This window comes from Agromyces sp. NDB4Y10 (assembly GCF_001620055.1).
GTDB classification, from domain to species: domain Bacteria; phylum Actinomycetota; class Actinomycetes; order Actinomycetales; family Microbacteriaceae; genus Agromyces; species Agromyces indicus.
The window spans coordinates 1-13,767 of the sequence record NZ_LQGY01000039.1; the positions used below are offsets into that span (position 1 = coordinate 1).

A 13,767-nucleotide genomic window follows, 5' to 3' on the forward strand; every position below is an offset into this window, starting at 1 on the left:
GGCCCGCCGCGCCCCGCGGGCGCGGACGACGCGCTGACGCGGGCTCGCGGCATCCGCCGGAACGCCCGCTGCCGGGCGGTCGTCGTCGCGCCCGCTCGCGTCGCCCGTGCCCATCAGCTCGCCGCGGCCTCCGCCGGCTCCGCCTGCGCCTTCCCGAGCACCGCGGCAACCCGCTCGGCCACCGACTCCGGGTCGCCGAACAGCTCGAAGCTGTGCACGCGCAGGTAGTGCCACCCGAGTCGGCGCAGCACGTCGGGCCGCAGGCGCAGCGACTCGCGGAGGCTCTGCCCGGCGAGCGCCGGATCGGTCTCGACCACCACCGCGCGGCCGGCGTGCGCCGCCGCGAGCGACAGCGTGCCGCGGTGTCCGACGCTCACCCGGATGCCGCGCCGCTCGAGCCGCGTCGCGAGGTCGACGAGCATGGGGTCGCCGCGACCGCGGTCGCGCAGGCCGTCCTTCTGCTCCTCCGTGTGCGAGAGCACGCTCGCGAGGGCCACCACGCCGTGCCGCTGCCGGCCGTCGTCGATGTCCTCGGGCCGGAACGCCGACACGATGTCCATCGACCGCCGGGCGCGGGTCATCGCGACCGCGAGCAGGCGCTCTCCCCCGGGCTCGCCGAGCGAGCCGAAGTTCGACAGCAACCGGCCGTGCGGGGTGCGCCCGTACCCGATCGAGAAGATGACCCGGTCGCGGCTCTGGGCGACGGCCTGCTCGAGCGTGAGCACCGTGAACGGCTCCGCGCGGTCGCGCAGGATGAAGTCCGACAGGTCGGTGCGCTTGGCGAACGCGGCGAGCACCGACTGGTGCACGCGGGCGGCGTGGCGGGCGCTCGCCGTGATCACCATGAGCGACTCGCGGGGCCGCTTCACGGCGTGCTCCATGACGAGCTCGACGACCTTGCCCACCTCGGCGTCGAGGCTCTCGACCGTGCCCGTCACGGGATCCGGCAGGCCGTTGCCCCGCACGTAGTGCAGGCCGAGGCTGCCGTGGCCGAGGAAGCTCCCCGCCCAGGGCATCGACACGATGCGCCCGCCGTAGAAGCGCCGGTTGACGAGCTCGGCCAGGTCTTCGCCGCCCGCTCGGTAGCTGCGGGTGAGCGTCAGCGTGGGCAGGAGGTCGGCGAGCCGGGCGAGCGCCGAGTCCGCGTGGAGGGCGTCGACGTCGTCGGCATGCGCCGCGCCGTCGGGTTCGCTGCGGATGGCCGTCTCGAAGCGGGTCGGCGTCTGCGTCACGGGGTCGCCGAACGCGACGACCTGCGTCGCGCGTCGGATGGCGCCCAGGTTCTCGGCGATCGTCGTCGCGCCCGCGTCGACGAGGATGACCGTGTCGAAGGGGATGGCGTCGTCGATCGCGGGCACCTCGTACGGCGAGGACAACCACACGGGCGCGAGCGCGCGGAACAGGTGCGGCGCCTCGCGGTGCAGGCGGTCGGGCCGGACCCGGTCGCCCCGCAGCATCCGCCGCAGTCGCTCGGCCTCGTCGGGATGGTCGACGAGCGCGACCCGCCAGGCCTCGGACAGGCGCCACGCGAGGAGCGGTCCGGCGGCCGACGCGTGCGCGTCGTCGACGAGCCGGAAGTCGGCCTCGAGGCGATCGAGCACCGTCGTGTTCGCGCCGAGCAGCGCACGGTCCGAGCCGAGCATCGTCTCCAGGACCGACTGCCACCAGGCGAGGTCGAGCTCGGATGCCACGAGGTGCTCGGGAACGTGCCGACGGGCCAGGTCGACGAGGAGCGGGTCGAGGCCGAGGTCGCGCAGACGCTGCAGCAGTGCGGTGCGCTCCTGGAGGTTGTGCAGCACCTCCGACTCGGCGGCGAGGCCGACGAGCGTGGCCTCGAGGTCGCGGAGCGGCCGGGCCGCGAGGCGGCGCGGCGTGCCGTCGAGCCCGAGCGGCACGTCGAGCGCCTGCAGGTCGGACGCGACCGTGTGGAACGCCACGTGCACGTCGTCGAGGCCGACGGGGACGCTGGGCACGGCGCCCGCCTCGGAGTACCGGTGCCACAGCGTGCGCTGCTGCTGGATGCCGCGGAGCGCCGCGTTGAGGTCGCCGACGTGCACCCCGGGGCGCACGTACTCGAGCGCGAGTCGCTTCAGCCGCCGGCGGTTCGTTCCCGACATACCGGTCTCGCGCCGGGGCGCGGTCGCCGCGATGAGTTCGCCGAGCGGACGGTCGTACACCGCCGGGAGGAACTTGTCGAGCGTGTCGCGCACGTCGTGCAGCAGCCGGAGGAACACGCCGAGCTCGGCCACCGACTCGAACTGCCGCAGCCGCGTCTGCCCGATGAGCTGCCGGGCCCGCTCGAGCAGTCGCGGCACGTCGGTGCTGCTCAGGCGCTTCGCGAGCTCGTGTGCGGCCGACGCCTCCTCGGAGGTCTCGAACGAGGCGCCGTACCACGGCGAGTCCCCGGGGCCGTAGCGGAACTCGCCGAGCGTGGCGGCCCGCACGAGGTCGGCCGCGGCGGCCTCCCGTCCCTTCGCGAGCGCGACGAGCGAGTCGCGATCGAGTCGAGACGTGGTGTCGGGCGGCGTGGGCAGCGCGGCGAGTCCGGCCAGCGCGGTGAGGGCGTCGAGCACCGAGACGCCGAGCTCGGGATCGGTCCGCGTGAGGGCGTGACGGTAGTCGAGGAGCACGCGACGCAGCCGCACGAGCGCGTCGTCGACGTCCGCGATCCGCGGCTGCTCGGCCTTCTCGTTGCGCGAGATCGACTGGATGAGGTCGCGGCGCAGGCCCGAGGTGGTCACGGCGAGCCCGCCGAGCCCGACCTGTCCCAGGCGGTGCGCGATGCCGTCGAGGCTCGCGCGGCGGGCGCCCACGACGAGGACGCGCCGGTCGTTGGAGACGAGCGCGCCGATCGCGTTGACGATGGTCTGGGTGCCGCCCGTGCCCGGGAGCGTCTTGACCACGAGCGAGGCGCCCTGCTCGATCCGCGCGATGACCTGCTCCTGCTCGGCGTCGGCGTCCAGGAGGAGCCGGTCGGTCGAGGGCGGGCGCTCGTCCTGCGGGACGATGCGCGGCGGCTCGAGGGGCCGGGCGACCTCCGTGCGGGCCGAGGGGTTGCCGGCGATCGCGTCGATGACCGGATGCTCGAGCCGCGCGGCATCCGCCCCCATGGCCGGGCCGACCTCGGCGAACGAGGAGACGACGAGGCGCGGGGCGACGTGGAAGTGCGGCAGGTGGGAGGTGAGGCCGCGAAGCCGGTCGATGACGGGCTGGGGCTTGAAGACGCCGTTGGTGATCGCGAGCGCGACGAACGCGTCGGCGTCGAGCGTGATCTGGAAGCGGTCGTGGAGCTCGCGCGCGAGGGCCGGGTTGAGGAACGGCTGGCCCTTGAGCTTCAGCTCGAAGTCGCGACCGTACCGACGGATGGCGAGGGGCCGGAGCAGCACGGGCGCGAGGAAGTCCTCGCCCTGGTCGTGCCACGAGGCGAGGCCGATCGCGAGGTGCACCGACTCGATGCCGCGCACCGACCGGAGCTCGATGCCCTTCTGCGTGATCTCGGCGGCGGCGAGCCGGGCGTTGCGGAGGGCGAGCTCGTCGCGGATCAGGCTCGACAGCAGTGTGGAGTTGCCCGTGATGAACTGCGGCAGGCCGCCCGGGTGCGTCGTCGAGAGCTCGATGCGCGTGCGCGCCGAGTCGTCGAAGTGGATGAGCGGCGACCGGCCGCCGAGCTCGCGCAGTTCCGCATGCCAGCGACGCCAGCTGGGCTCCGCGATGTTCGACGCGGTCACGCCGGGCTCGCCGACGGACACCGCGTGGGGCGCCGCGGGGTCGCGATGGAAGGCCGAGGGCCCCGGCGAGCCGGGGGCGGCGTCCTCGGCCTCGTCCTCGAGGAACCCGTCCCCGCTGTCGTTCCGATCGAGCCGTTGCACACCGACACCATACGGCCCGGTTGCCGGATCGCTCGGAGCATCGCCGCGCACGGCGCTATTTGAATACCCACGGGGTATGAAATACCATCGGGGTATGCCTGTGAAGTCGACCACCCCCGCCGAGGCGCACGCCGCCGCCGACCTCTACCTCCTCGACGTCCGCGAACCCGATGAGGTCGCGCAGGCCCGCGTCGAGGGCGCGCACCACATCCCGCTCGGGTCCCTCGTCGACCGCCTCGACGAGGTCCCGCGCGACCGCACGGTGCACGTCATGTGCCACGCGGGCGGGCGCAGCGCCCGCGCCGCCGCCTACCTCGACGCCCAGGGCATCGAGGCCGTGAACGTCGAGGGCGGCATCGCCGAGTGGCACCGCACCGGCCTGCCCGTCACGATCGGAGGAATCGCATGAGCATCGCCTCGGAGTCCACTCCGAAGTCCGACGCCCAGCGCCGCATCGCCAATCGGTTGAAGCGCGCGCGCGGCCAGCTCAACGCCGTGATCGAGGCCGTCGAGTCCGGCGCCGACTGCCGCACCGTCGTGAACCAGCTCGCCGCCGTCTCCAGCGCCCTCGATCGCGCCGGGTTCGCCGTGATCTCCACGGCGATGCGCGACTGCGCGACCGACCCGGAGGGCGCCGGCGAGGGCGACCGGCTCGATTTCGACGAGCTCGAGAAGCTCTTCCTCTCGCTGTCCTGACCGCGGGCCCCGGCCGGTTCGCCCCGCGACGACGACGGCCGCCGATCGATGATCTCCGATCGGCGGCCGTCGCGTGCCCGAGGGTGCGCCGGATCGGCGCCCCGGCGTCAGACGAGGGAGGACAGTTCGAGTCCGTGCGCCTTGGCGACGCCCTCGTTGGTCAGCTTGCCGGCCGTGGCGTTCAGCCCCTTCGCCAGTGCCGCGTCGTCGGCGAGCGCGGCCTCCCAGCCGCGGTCGGCGATCTTCAGCACATACGGCAGGGTCGCGTTGGTGAGGGCCGGCGTCGACGTCGCCGGCACGGCGCCCGGCATGTTCGCGACGCAGTAGTAGATGGCTTCGTGCACGCGGAACGTCGGCTCGGCGTGGGTGGTGGGGCGCGAACCCTCGAAGCAGCCGCCCTGGTCGATGGCGATGTCCACGAGCACGGCACCGCGCTTCATGGTGGAGACCATCTCGTCGGTGACGACCTTCGGCGCCGCCGCGCCGGGCACGAGCACCGCGCCGATGACGAGGTCGGCGTCGCGGACCTGGCGCGCGATCTCGTAGGGCGACGACGCGAGCGTCTTGATGCGGTGCTCGTACCGCGCGTCGAGCTCCCGGAGCTTCGGCAGCGAGATGTCCATGACGGTGACGTCGGCGCCGAGGCCGAGGGCCGTCGCGGCGGCCTGCTCGCCGGCGACGCCGCCGCCGATCACGAGGACCTTCGCCGGGGCGGTGCCGGGCACGCCCGCCAGCAGGACGCCGCGGCCGCCCTTCGAGGCGTGCAGCTCGGCGGCGCCGACCTGCGGCGCCAGGCGACCGGCGACCTCGCTCATCGGCGTGAGGAGCGGCAGGGAGCGGTCGGGAAGCTGCACGGTCTCGTAGGCGATCGCGGTGACGCCGGAGTCGAGGATCGCGCGCGTCAGCGGCAGGTCGGCCGCGAGGTGCAGGTAGGTGAAGAGCGTGAGGTCCTCGCGCAGGTAGCCGTACTCGGAGGCGACCGGCTCCTTCACCTTCAGCACGAGCTCGGCCGCCCACGCCTCGGCGGCCGTCTCCACGATGTGGGCACCGGCGGAGCGGTACTCGTCGTCGTGGTAGCCGGCGCCGGCGCCGGCGCCGGCCTGGATGTCGACGCGGTGACCGCGCTGGGCGAGCGCGTGCGCTCCGGCCGGCGTCATCGCGACGCGGAATTCGTTGTTCTTGACCTCAGCGGGCACGCCGATGTGCATGGTTTCTCCGAATGCTGTGTGGACTGGTCCTTCCATCGTCGCCTGTCGTTCGCCGGAACGGAAGTGAAGCCGCATGTCGTTCGGTAGACTTGCGGCATCCGTCTCGAAAGTTCGAAGGAGGGCTCGGCCGTGACCGATCTGCCGCAGTTCAGCGAACCCGCCCGCGTCGTCCTCGACGACATCGACCGGCAGATCATCGCGCGACTCCACGCGAACGCCCGCATCCCCAACGTCGACCTGGCCCGCGAGGTCGGCGTCTCGCCGTCGACCTGCCTCGCCAGGGTGCGAGCGCTGCGGGAGCGCGGCGTGATCACGCGCTACACCGCGGAGATCAACCCCGCGGCTCTCGGCTACACCCTCCAGGCGCTGATCTCGGTCCGCATCCGCCCCGGGGCCCGGCACCTCATGGAGCAGATCTCCGACGAACTGCGCGGCGAGCCCGAGGTGGCGCAGCTGTTCTTCCTCGGCGGCAGCGAGGACTTCCTCATCCACGTGCGCGTCCGCGACAGCGAGCACGTGCGCCAGTTCGTGCTGAAGAACCTCTCCGCGAATCCCGCCGTCGCCCTCACCGAGACCAACCTCGTGTTCGAGCACCACACGGCGAACTCCGCGGGGCTGCGCACCGTGCTCTGACCGCGCGCGCTCAGGTGCCGACGGGCAGGATCTCGCCGAGGTCCAACCCCTGCGGCGCCTCGAGCTGGTCGTAGGTGCAGCTCTCGGGCGTGCGATCCGGTCGCCACCGGCGGAACTGGGCGGTGTGACGGAACCGGTCCCCCTCCATGTGGTCGTAGGCGACCTCGACGACGAGCTGGGGACGGAGCGGCACGAACGAGAGGTCCTTCCCCGCGCTCCATCGGCTCACCGCGCCCGGCATCCGGCCCGTCCGATGCGCCTCCTCGTCGGCCCACTCCCCCCAGGGATGCCGCGACAGGTCCTCCTCCACGAACGGAGCCAGCTCATCGACGAGTTCGCGCCGTCGCGCCATCGGGAACGACGCCGCGACGCCCACGTGCTGCAGCCGGCCGTCGGCGCCGTACAACCCGAGCAGGAGCGAACCCACGACGTCGCCGGACTTGTGCCAGCGGTACCCCGCGACGACGCAGTCGGCCGTGCGCTCGTGCTTGATCTTGAACATCGTGCGGCGGTCCGGCTCGTACGTGCCATCGAGCGGCTTGGCGACGACCCCGTCGAGCCCCGCCCCCTCGAAGCGCTCGAACCAGTCGCGGGCTTCGACCGGGTCGCCCGTCGACGGCGTCACGAAGACCGGGTCGGATGCCGCGGCGAGCGCTTCCTCGAGCCGCGCCCGCCGCTCCGAGAACGGGCGCCCGGTGAGATCGTCGTCGCCGATCGCGAGCAGATCGAACGCGACGAACGACACGGGCGTCTGCTCGGCAAGCAGACGCACGCGGCTCGCCGCCGGATGGATGCGCTGCTGCAGCGCGTCGAAGTCGAGTCGGCCGTCGCGGACGAGGATGATCTCGCCGTCGACGACGCAGCGCTCCGGCAGGTTGGCGCGCAGCGCGTCGACGAGCTCGGGGAAGTACCGGGTCATCGGTCGCTCGTTCCGGCTTCCGAGTTCGACCTCCTCGCCGTCGCGGAAGACGATCGTGCGGAAACCGTCCCATTTCGGCTCGACGTGGCCGACATCCGGGATCTCCTTGACCGACTTGGCGAGCATCGGCTTCACGGGCGGCATCACCGGCAGGTCCATCCGACCATCATGCGCCCTGGGTGCGTCACCGCGCAGCCGTCGACGTGGGACACCGGGCCGGGTAGCATCCGCCTCTCGAACGGTCAAGGGACTCCCCGGGGATGTCCCCACCGCGTACCGTCGAAGACGGCGGTCGCGCACGGGGGGTGCCGACCTGCCGCCGAGAAGGGGATGACGATGTCCGACCCGCAGAGCGGCGACCCGGAGACGGAGCGCGAACTCGACGCCGCCGTCGCCGAGGCCGAACGCCATGCCCGCGCCGAAGAGGACGCGGATCCGAACGAACAAGTCGCCGTGCAGGACGAATCCGGCGAGATCACCGAGGAGCCAGCACAATGACGTCGCTACTCGAACCAGACCAGGAGACGCCGACCGCGGAGGGACCGCTTCCGTCGATCGGGATCTGGTGGCCCATGCTCGAGGCACCGCTCCAGCGGGAGATCCTCGAGCACCCGACCGCACCGCTGCGCATGAGCGTGGTGCGGCGCATCTACGACCTGTGCGAGCTCGACGACCGGCCCGTGCCCCGGTCCGGGGTCCGCCTCGGCCCGAACGAGCGGGCGTACATCGCCGGATGGGTGCACGCCGTCGACTGGACCTGATGGGCGCATGAGAACACGCCGACCCCGGCTCGCGCAAGATCTTGTCGCGTCGGATCGGAGGCGGATAGACCTGTACGCATGGAGCGGATCCACTACGCCGGGGGCGTGCTGCTGACCGGGAGCGACATCGCCGGCGCGGTGGTCGACTACGCCGCGGCGCTCGCGGCGCGTCGCACCGCGGCATCCGTCGACATCCCGGTCCGCGTCGCGGACGGGCGCACGAGCCGCGCCCACATGCTCATCGGACCCTCCAGCCAGCTGGTCACCGAGCCGATCGAGTCCGACCTCGACGAGCTCGTCGACGAGGACCTCGTCACGGCGCTCCGGATCGCGACCACGGCGCTCGAGACGACGCGCCCGGTCATCGGCGCGACGGGGCCCGACGACCTCATCGACGACGGCGACACGGACGCCCTCGACTGGCCGCCTATCACCTGACCGGCTCGACGGCGTGCCGTCAGTCGACCTCGAGCGGCGTGTCGGACCGATCGGACACCTCGCCGCGCCGCGCCGGGTCCCCGTCCCCGTCGTCCGACGGAATCGGGATGATGCTGACCGGGATGCCCGGTCCGACGAGCAGGTCGGCCGGCTGCGGACGCCCCTCGCCGAAGTTGACCGTGATCCACCGCGGGGTGCCCGTGGCGAACGCCTCCTCGATGGCCGCCTTGAGGGCCTCGACGTCGGCCTGGCCCACGGAGTACTGCGCGCCGTCGTACATGATGTTGACCCGCTTCACGATTCGTTCCCTCCCGCGTGGTTCGCCGAATCGTGCTCGGTGCGCGCCTCGGGCTCGGGCACGAGGACGAGACCTCCCGGCGAGTTCGCGGTGGACATGAGCGCATCGACCCAGGCGCGGTTGATCGACGGCTGCCGGCCCCCGGCGTACTTGAACACCAGCGAGATCCGCGGATGGAGCCAGAGCGTGCTGCGCCCGTCGCCGATCGCCGGATCGTCGCGCCAGCTGAAGTAGAAGGACTCGCCGCGACGCAGCTTCGCGCCGATCACGAGCTGCAGGTGCGCGAGCACCCGATCGTCGAAGTCGACGCCGAGCGTCGAGTCGTACGTGAGCTTTCCCACGAGTACCTCCGCGCTCAGTTCCGGGCCCACGCCGGTCCCGTGTGGCAAGGATATCGCCCGGTGGAGTCCCAAGACAGGGGCTTGCCTCGCCGCTCCGCCGGTGTCAAGCCTCTGGCCCGGGTGCCCGAGGTCGCGTAGGAAGGATGGGGAGGGATGCACCCGCGTCCCAGCCGAGGAGGGTGATGACGATGACGACGCACCACGGCACGACGGCCCGACCGGTCGTCGAGGTGGTCCCGCTGACCCCGACCACCTGGCGAGTGTGCGACTCACGCCGAGACGGGGAGACGAAGCGGATCGTCGGCTACATCACGACGGCCCAGGACGGGTTCGAGATGCTCTGGATGCGGCCGCGCCCGGGCGTCATGTACCGCTACGACACCTTCGACGACGCCGTGGATGCCACGGCGACCCGACTGCGGCTCCTGCGCAGCTGAGCCGCACCGGATCGGTGCCCCTGGAGGGACTCGAACCCCCAACCCTTTCCTTAGGACGGAACTGCTCTTCCATTGAGCTACAGAGGCTGACCGCACGAGTCTACCGGCCCCGTGCGGGCCGGGCGGCCCGGGCAGGGTGGCACGCGCGCGCCTCGGACCGGAGCGTCGACGTCGCTCAGTTGTAGCCGAGCACGACGATCGCGGAGGTCGCCGGGGCGAGCTCGTCGACGAAGGCGATCTCGTCGGTCCGGTCGTCGTCGGAGGGCTGCGTCATCGCGGTCACCTGCTTCTTCCGTGGGGGATGCCGGTCAGGCTAACCGCCCGCGGCCGGCGAGGTCATTGGCCGGAACGTCCAAGTTCCGTACCGCGATTCGCCATGATGTCGCACGGTCGCCGGTCGGCGCACGCCGGCTCAGGCGGGCGGATACAGGTACAGGGCGTCGCCGACCGAGATCGTGCGCCGGTGGTACGAGTGGTCGGAGTTCCAGTTGTACTCCTCGATCGTGACCGTGCCGTCGCCGTTCACCGCCTGCACGTACGCGACGTGGTTGTAGGGGAACCACGCCACCGCGCCGACCACCGGCTCGCTGCTCGTCGGCCAGCCCTTCGAACGCCACGAGTCGGCCCACGTCCAGGCGCTGCCGGAGGCGAGGTTCGACCAGTCCCACTTCCACGGCGCGCCGTACACGCCCGCGTCGCGGTTGAGCCGCCACGCGACGAAGTCGACGCATTCGCGGTAGTAGTACCGGAGCGGGGAGAGCCCGCCGCCGTAGTCGTCGGGCGTCTCGTACCACCACGGGTAGTCGTCGCCCTCGGCCTGCTGCGCGACCCGGGCGTAGTCCCCCGTGGCTGCCCGGGAGGCGAGCTCTGCGGCGCGAGCCTCGGCCTCCGCCTCGGCGGCCGCCGCGGCCGCGGCGTCGATCTCGGCCTTGGTCGTGACCGCGTAGCCGTCGGTGGACAGCGTCGCCCCGCCGGCATTGACGGACACCTCGACCGCCTGGGCCTCGGCCACCGACAGGCTGAACTGGGTCGGCCCGCCGGGCAGTCGGCCGCCCGGCAGGAACGCGTAGGCCGGCAGTGCGAGCGTGCCGACGAGCGCGGGCACGATCAGCACGGTGGCCGCGACCCGGGCCGGGCCGTTGCGGCGAGCGCGGCGGGCAGCCGGCGCTGCGGCCGGCCGTGCCGGCACGAGGTGGGCGTCGTCGCGGACTCGCCGGACGCCGGGGCGTCGCTCGGTCCGCCGTCTCGGCCGGGTGGGGGGCTGGCCGATCGCGTCGTCACCGTTCAAGGGTCGTGAACCTCCGGGACCCGCGTCCGGAGGGCTCCGGATGCGGGAGGCGTACAGGTCGCGGAGAGGGGGGTCGCTCCGGACTCGTACCACCATAGGGCACGGCTCCGAGCCGTGCCAGCGTCCCCGTCGCGGCGTGCCGCGAGGTCGGGCGGCGTCAGGCGGCCTGTCCGAGGAAGTCGCTCCACTGCGGCAGGGGGCGCTCGAATCCGCGCACGACCCAGCCGCGTCCGTGCGGCATCCGCGGCGTGATGCGGAGGTCCCAGCCCATCTCCGCCGGCGTGTGGTCGCCCTTGGCGTTGTTGCAGCGCAGGCAGCACGCCACCAGGTTCTCCCAGGTGTCGCGGCCGCCGCGGGAGCGCGGGAGCACGTGGTCGATCGTCGCCGCCGACTTGCCACAGTAGGCGCACCGGTGCTCGTCGCGCCGAAGCACGCCGCGGCGGCTCACGGGGACCTGGTGGACCCGAGGGGTCCGCACGTACCGGGTCAGGAGGATCACGCTGGGGCGGACCCAGTCGCCGTTGGCACCGTGCACCGGATTGCCCTCGTCGTGGAGGATGACGGTGGCCTTCTCGTTCATCACGAGGAGCAGCGCTCTCTTGAACGAGACGACGGCGAGGGGCTCATATCCGGCGTTCAGCACCAGGGTGCGCATGACGTGCCTTTCGATCGGTGCTGGATGGCTTCCAGCCGCGTGAAGGGATCGACGACACGGATGCCGCGGGGCGGAGCGCACTCCCCCGGAAACGCGAAACGGGCACCGTCGTGAAGACAGTGCCCGTCGGCATCCCGGCGCAGTCGCGACTCGGCTGACTGCCGCGTCGCTGGTCGTAGAGCGCGCGCGCACCCGCGGAATGGGTGCTGCTGCGCGGAACGACCATCGACTTCCCCTACCCGGTATTCGGATCGTCAGAACCCAAGGCTACGACACGAATGGCGTGCCGGGTCCTCCCGGCACGCCATTTCGCATCACGCTTCATGCGTCGTTCACGCGTCAGATGCGCACGATCCAGTAGTCGCTGGTCCAGATCGGCTGGATCCGGACGACGGTGCCCTCGTAGGGGGCGTGCAGGATCTGGCCGTCGCCGGCGTAGAACCCGATGTGCCCCGACATGACGACGAGGTCGCCCGGCACCGCCTCGGACAGCGGGATCTGCGTGCCCGCCGCGCCCTGCGCGGTGGACGAGTGCGGGAGGTCGATGCCGAACTGCGCGTAGACGTACTTGACGAGGCCCGAGCAGTCGAAGCCCGCGGGCGTCGCACCGCCGTAGACGTACGGCACGCCGAGGTACTGCTGGGCCACGGAGAAGACGGCCGACGGGCTCGCGGCGCCGGACACCTGCGCCGGAGCGTACTGGCTGGCCTCGGCGGCGTAGGAGGTCATCGCCGCGGCGGCGGCCTGACGGGCCTCCTCTGCGGCGCGGGCCTCCTCGGCGGCGCGGATCTCCTCGCCGGAGACGGCGTCGTAGCCGTCCTGCGAGAGCGGCGCGGCGATCACGTCGTCGGCCACGTCGACGGCCTGGGGCTGCGCCTTCGTCAGCTGCGTCTCGGCGGTGGCGCCGAACTGGATCCCGTCGGTGCCGGGGGCGAACGCGTACGCCGGGATGGCGAACGTGCCCACGAGGCCGGCGGCGACGGCCATGACGACGACGTTCTTCGCGCCGCCGGAGCGCATGCGGCGGCCGAGCGAGCGGTGCTCGCGGCGCACCGGCGCCGGCGCGGTCTCGGTGCCGACGGGCGCCGAGGGCGTCTCGCGGCGGACGAGAGCGGTTCGGATGGGGGGCTTGGGGGAAGTGGTCGCGCGGGAGCGCCGGGGGAATCGAGCCAAAACGTGTCCTCCGCCCCACGACGCCGGAGCATCGTCCCACCTTGTGCGCCGGGGGCGCGTCACGGGTATCGGGGGCGAGCGGTGGGCACCGGAGGCGTCTCGACCCTGTTCCGCCGACTGGCTTGGCGCCGGCGGACTCGATCGAGGATACGCGACGCTCGGCCGATTGTCACATTTCGATCACGGAGCGGCGGAATCGCTTTCCGCAGGCGCCCCGGACGCCGCGGATCAGCGGCGCGGGAGCCCGGTCAACCGTGCTCGAGCGCGGTGCCCGAGACCACGCGCGGAGCGGCGCCGGGAAGCTCGGCGCGGGCCGAGCCCGCGTCTGGCGCCTCGGGCGCGGCGCCCGCATCGCCGATGAAGAGGTGGCCGGCCATGCCGACCGGCATCGGCAGCGCCTCGTGCCCGGCGGCCTCGGCGACGACGAGGTCGCCCTCGCGGCGGAACTCGACGACCGCACCGGGGAGGATCCCGGCGCCCTTGAACCGGGCGAGCAGCTCGGGGTCGAACTGGGCCGGCTCCGCCAGCCGGCGGATGACGCCCGTCGCGCGGCCCGACCCCTCGTCGAGGGCCGTCAGCACGTTGCGCACCCCGGACATGAACGGCGCGGCGGGCTCGACACCCAGCTCCTCGAGGCCGGGGATGGGGTTGCCGTACGGCGAGTGCGTCGGGTTGCCCAGGATCTCGACGAGGCGGCGCTCGACCTGCTCGCTCATGACGTGCTCCCACCGGCAGGCCTCGTCGTGCACGTACTCCCAGTCGAGCCCGATGACGTCGGCGAGCAGCCGTTCGGCGAGCCGGTGCTTGCGCATCACGTGCACGGCCTTGCTCCGCCCGGCCTCCGTGAGCTCGAGGTGGCGATCGCCGGAGACGACGACGAGCCCGTCGCGCTCCATGCGGGCGACGGTCTGGGACACGGTCGGCCCGGAGTGCCCGAGGCGCTCGGAGATGCGGGCGCGCAGCGGCACGATGTGCTCCTCCTCGAGGTCGAGGATGGTGCGCAGGTACATCTCGGTCGTGTCGATGAGATCCGTCAACTCACTCCTCCTCG

Annotated in this window: 16 protein-coding genes and 1 tRNA gene; 7 read left to right on the forward strand and 10 right to left on the reverse strand. The window is 72.5% G+C overall.

The window, feature by feature from the left end; translation table 11 throughout:
• Nucleotides 1–113: 113 nt before the first annotated feature.
• Nucleotides 114–3,869 (reverse strand): ATP-binding protein, encoded by a 3,756-nt coding sequence (locus AVP42_RS10070; protein WP_067948631.1) that lies wholly within the window; start codon nucleotides 3,867–3,869, stop codon nucleotides 114–116.
• Between the two features lie 94 nt (nucleotides 3,870–3,963).
• Between AVP42_RS10070 and AVP42_RS10075 the strand changes: the two genes are divergently transcribed.
• Both AVP42_RS10075 and AVP42_RS10080 read left to right on the forward strand, forming a co-directional pair.
• The gene (locus tag AVP42_RS10075) at nucleotides 3,964–4,278 is read left to right on the forward strand and encodes a rhodanese-like domain-containing protein (protein WP_067948633.1); all 315 of its coding nucleotides are present in this window, start codon (nucleotides 3,964–3,966) and stop codon (nucleotides 4,276–4,278) included.
• Nucleotides 4,275–4,565, forward strand: coding sequence for a metal-sensitive transcriptional regulator (locus AVP42_RS10080; RefSeq protein ID WP_067948635.1), 291 nt, complete (start codon nucleotides 4,275–4,277; stop codon nucleotides 4,563–4,565). Before AVP42_RS10075 ends, AVP42_RS10080 begins: the two co-directional genes overlap by 4 nt.
• A 107-nt stretch (nucleotides 4,566–4,672) precedes the next feature.
• Here the strand turns inward: AVP42_RS10080 and ald are convergent, their stop codons facing one another.
• Nucleotides 4,673–5,773, reverse strand: a complete 1,101-nt coding sequence (gene ald / locus AVP42_RS10085) for an alanine dehydrogenase (RefSeq protein ID WP_067948637.1) — start codon at nucleotides 5,771–5,773, stop codon at nucleotides 4,673–4,675.
• Between the two features lie 129 nt (nucleotides 5,774–5,902).
• Between ald and AVP42_RS10090 the strand changes: the two genes are divergently transcribed.
• Nucleotides 5,903–6,406, forward strand: a complete 504-nt coding sequence (locus tag AVP42_RS10090) for an Lrp/AsnC family transcriptional regulator (RefSeq protein ID WP_231878603.1) — start codon at nucleotides 5,903–5,905, stop codon at nucleotides 6,404–6,406.
• 10 nt (nucleotides 6,407–6,416) lie between these two features.
• Here the strand turns inward: AVP42_RS10090 and AVP42_RS10095 are convergent, their stop codons facing one another.
• Nucleotides 6,417–7,484, reverse strand: coding sequence for an ATP-dependent DNA ligase (locus tag AVP42_RS10095; RefSeq protein ID WP_067948639.1), 1,068 nt, complete (start codon nucleotides 7,482–7,484; stop codon nucleotides 6,417–6,419).
• Between the two features lie 177 nt (nucleotides 7,485–7,661).
• Here AVP42_RS10095 and AVP42_RS16425 point away from each other — a divergent pair, with 177 nt between their 5' ends.
• From AVP42_RS16425 to AVP42_RS10105, 3 genes are all read left to right on the forward strand, one after another.
• On the forward strand, nucleotides 7,662–7,823 hold the full coding sequence (locus tag AVP42_RS16425; protein WP_157356789.1) for a hypothetical protein: 162 nt from the start codon (nucleotides 7,662–7,664) through the stop codon (nucleotides 7,821–7,823).
• On the forward strand, nucleotides 7,820–8,086 hold the full coding sequence (locus AVP42_RS10100; protein ID WP_067948641.1) for a hypothetical protein: 267 nt from the start codon (nucleotides 7,820–7,822) through the stop codon (nucleotides 8,084–8,086). Before AVP42_RS16425 ends, AVP42_RS10100 begins: the two co-directional genes overlap by 4 nt.
• A gap of 78 nt (nucleotides 8,087–8,164) precedes the next feature.
• Nucleotides 8,165–8,524, forward strand: a complete 360-nt coding sequence (locus tag AVP42_RS10105; protein WP_067948643.1) for a hypothetical protein — start codon at nucleotides 8,165–8,167, stop codon at nucleotides 8,522–8,524.
• Between the two features lie 19 nt (nucleotides 8,525–8,543).
• On the opposite strand, the gene AVP42_RS10110 is transcribed toward AVP42_RS10105, so the two are convergent.
• Complete coding sequence (locus tag AVP42_RS10110; RefSeq protein ID WP_067948645.1) at nucleotides 8,544–8,822, reverse strand: hypothetical protein; 279 nt, start codon at nucleotides 8,820–8,822, stop codon at nucleotides 8,544–8,546.
• Nucleotides 8,819–9,163, reverse strand: coding sequence for an ATP-dependent DNA ligase (locus AVP42_RS10115; protein ID WP_067948647.1), 345 nt, complete (start codon nucleotides 9,161–9,163; stop codon nucleotides 8,819–8,821). The genes AVP42_RS10110 and AVP42_RS10115 overlap by 4 nt, the downstream gene beginning before the upstream one ends.
• Before the next feature lie 182 nt (nucleotides 9,164–9,345).
• Between AVP42_RS10115 and AVP42_RS10120 the strand changes: the two genes are divergently transcribed.
• Entirely contained in the window at nucleotides 9,346–9,600 is a 255-nt protein-coding gene (locus AVP42_RS10120) for a hypothetical protein (RefSeq protein ID WP_067948657.1), read from the forward strand.
• A 15-nt stretch (nucleotides 9,601–9,615) separates the two neighbouring features.
• Here the strand turns inward: AVP42_RS10120 and AVP42_RS10125 are convergent.
• From AVP42_RS10125 to AVP42_RS10145, 5 genes are all read right to left on the reverse strand, one after another.
• Nucleotides 9,616–9,687, reverse strand: a tRNA-Arg gene (locus AVP42_RS10125).
• Between the two features lie 325 nt (nucleotides 9,688–10,012).
• Nucleotides 10,013–10,789 carry a CHAP domain-containing protein gene (locus tag AVP42_RS10130; protein ID WP_157356791.1) on the reverse strand — a complete coding sequence of 259 codons (777 nt, stop codon included), beginning with the start codon at nucleotides 10,787–10,789 and terminating at the stop codon, nucleotides 10,013–10,015.
• Between the two features lie 256 nt (nucleotides 10,790–11,045).
• The gene (locus AVP42_RS10135; protein WP_067948660.1) at nucleotides 11,046–11,543 is read right to left on the reverse strand and encodes an HNH endonuclease; all 498 of its coding nucleotides are present in this window, start codon (nucleotides 11,541–11,543) and stop codon (nucleotides 11,046–11,048) included.
• Between the two features lie 339 nt (nucleotides 11,544–11,882).
• Nucleotides 11,883–12,716, reverse strand: coding sequence for a C40 family peptidase (locus AVP42_RS16700; RefSeq protein ID WP_067948663.1), 834 nt, complete (start codon nucleotides 12,714–12,716; stop codon nucleotides 11,883–11,885).
• Nucleotides 12,717–12,964: 248 nt separating this feature from the next.
• Entirely contained in the window at nucleotides 12,965–13,753 is a 789-nt protein-coding gene (locus tag AVP42_RS10145) for a metal-dependent transcriptional regulator (protein ID WP_082847158.1), read from the reverse strand.
• Between the last annotated feature and the right edge of the window lie 14 nt (nucleotides 13,754–13,767).

What these genes read in the sequence shown, in the direction of transcription:
- AVP42_RS10075 (WP_067948633.1), top strand. Translation starts at nt 3,964, where the DNA reads ATGCCTGTGAAGTCGACCACCCCCGCCGAGGCGCACGCCGCCGCCGAC.
- AVP42_RS10080 (WP_067948635.1), top strand. Translation starts at nt 4,275, where the DNA reads ATGAGCATCGCCTCGGAGTCCACTCCGAAGTCCGACGCCCAGCGCCGC.
- ald (WP_067948637.1), bottom strand. Translation starts at nt 5,773, where the DNA reads ATGCACATCGGCGTGCCCGCTGAGGTCAAGAACAACGAATTCCGCGTC.
- AVP42_RS10095 (WP_067948639.1), bottom strand. Translation starts at nt 7,484, where the DNA reads ATGGACCTGCCGGTGATGCCGCCCGTGAAGCCGATGCTCGCCAAGTCG.
- AVP42_RS16425 (WP_157356789.1), top strand. Translation starts at nt 7,662, where the DNA reads ATGTCCGACCCGCAGAGCGGCGACCCGGAGACGGAGCGCGAACTCGAC.
- AVP42_RS10100 (WP_067948641.1), top strand. Translation starts at nt 7,820, where the DNA reads ATGACGTCGCTACTCGAACCAGACCAGGAGACGCCGACCGCGGAGGGA.
- AVP42_RS10105 (WP_067948643.1), top strand. Translation starts at nt 8,165, where the DNA reads ATGGAGCGGATCCACTACGCCGGGGGCGTGCTGCTGACCGGGAGCGAC.
- AVP42_RS10120 (WP_067948657.1), top strand. Translation starts at nt 9,346, where the DNA reads ATGACGATGACGACGCACCACGGCACGACGGCCCGACCGGTCGTCGAG.
- AVP42_RS10135 (WP_067948660.1), bottom strand. Translation starts at nt 11,543, where the DNA reads ATGCGCACCCTGGTGCTGAACGCCGGATATGAGCCCCTCGCCGTCGTC.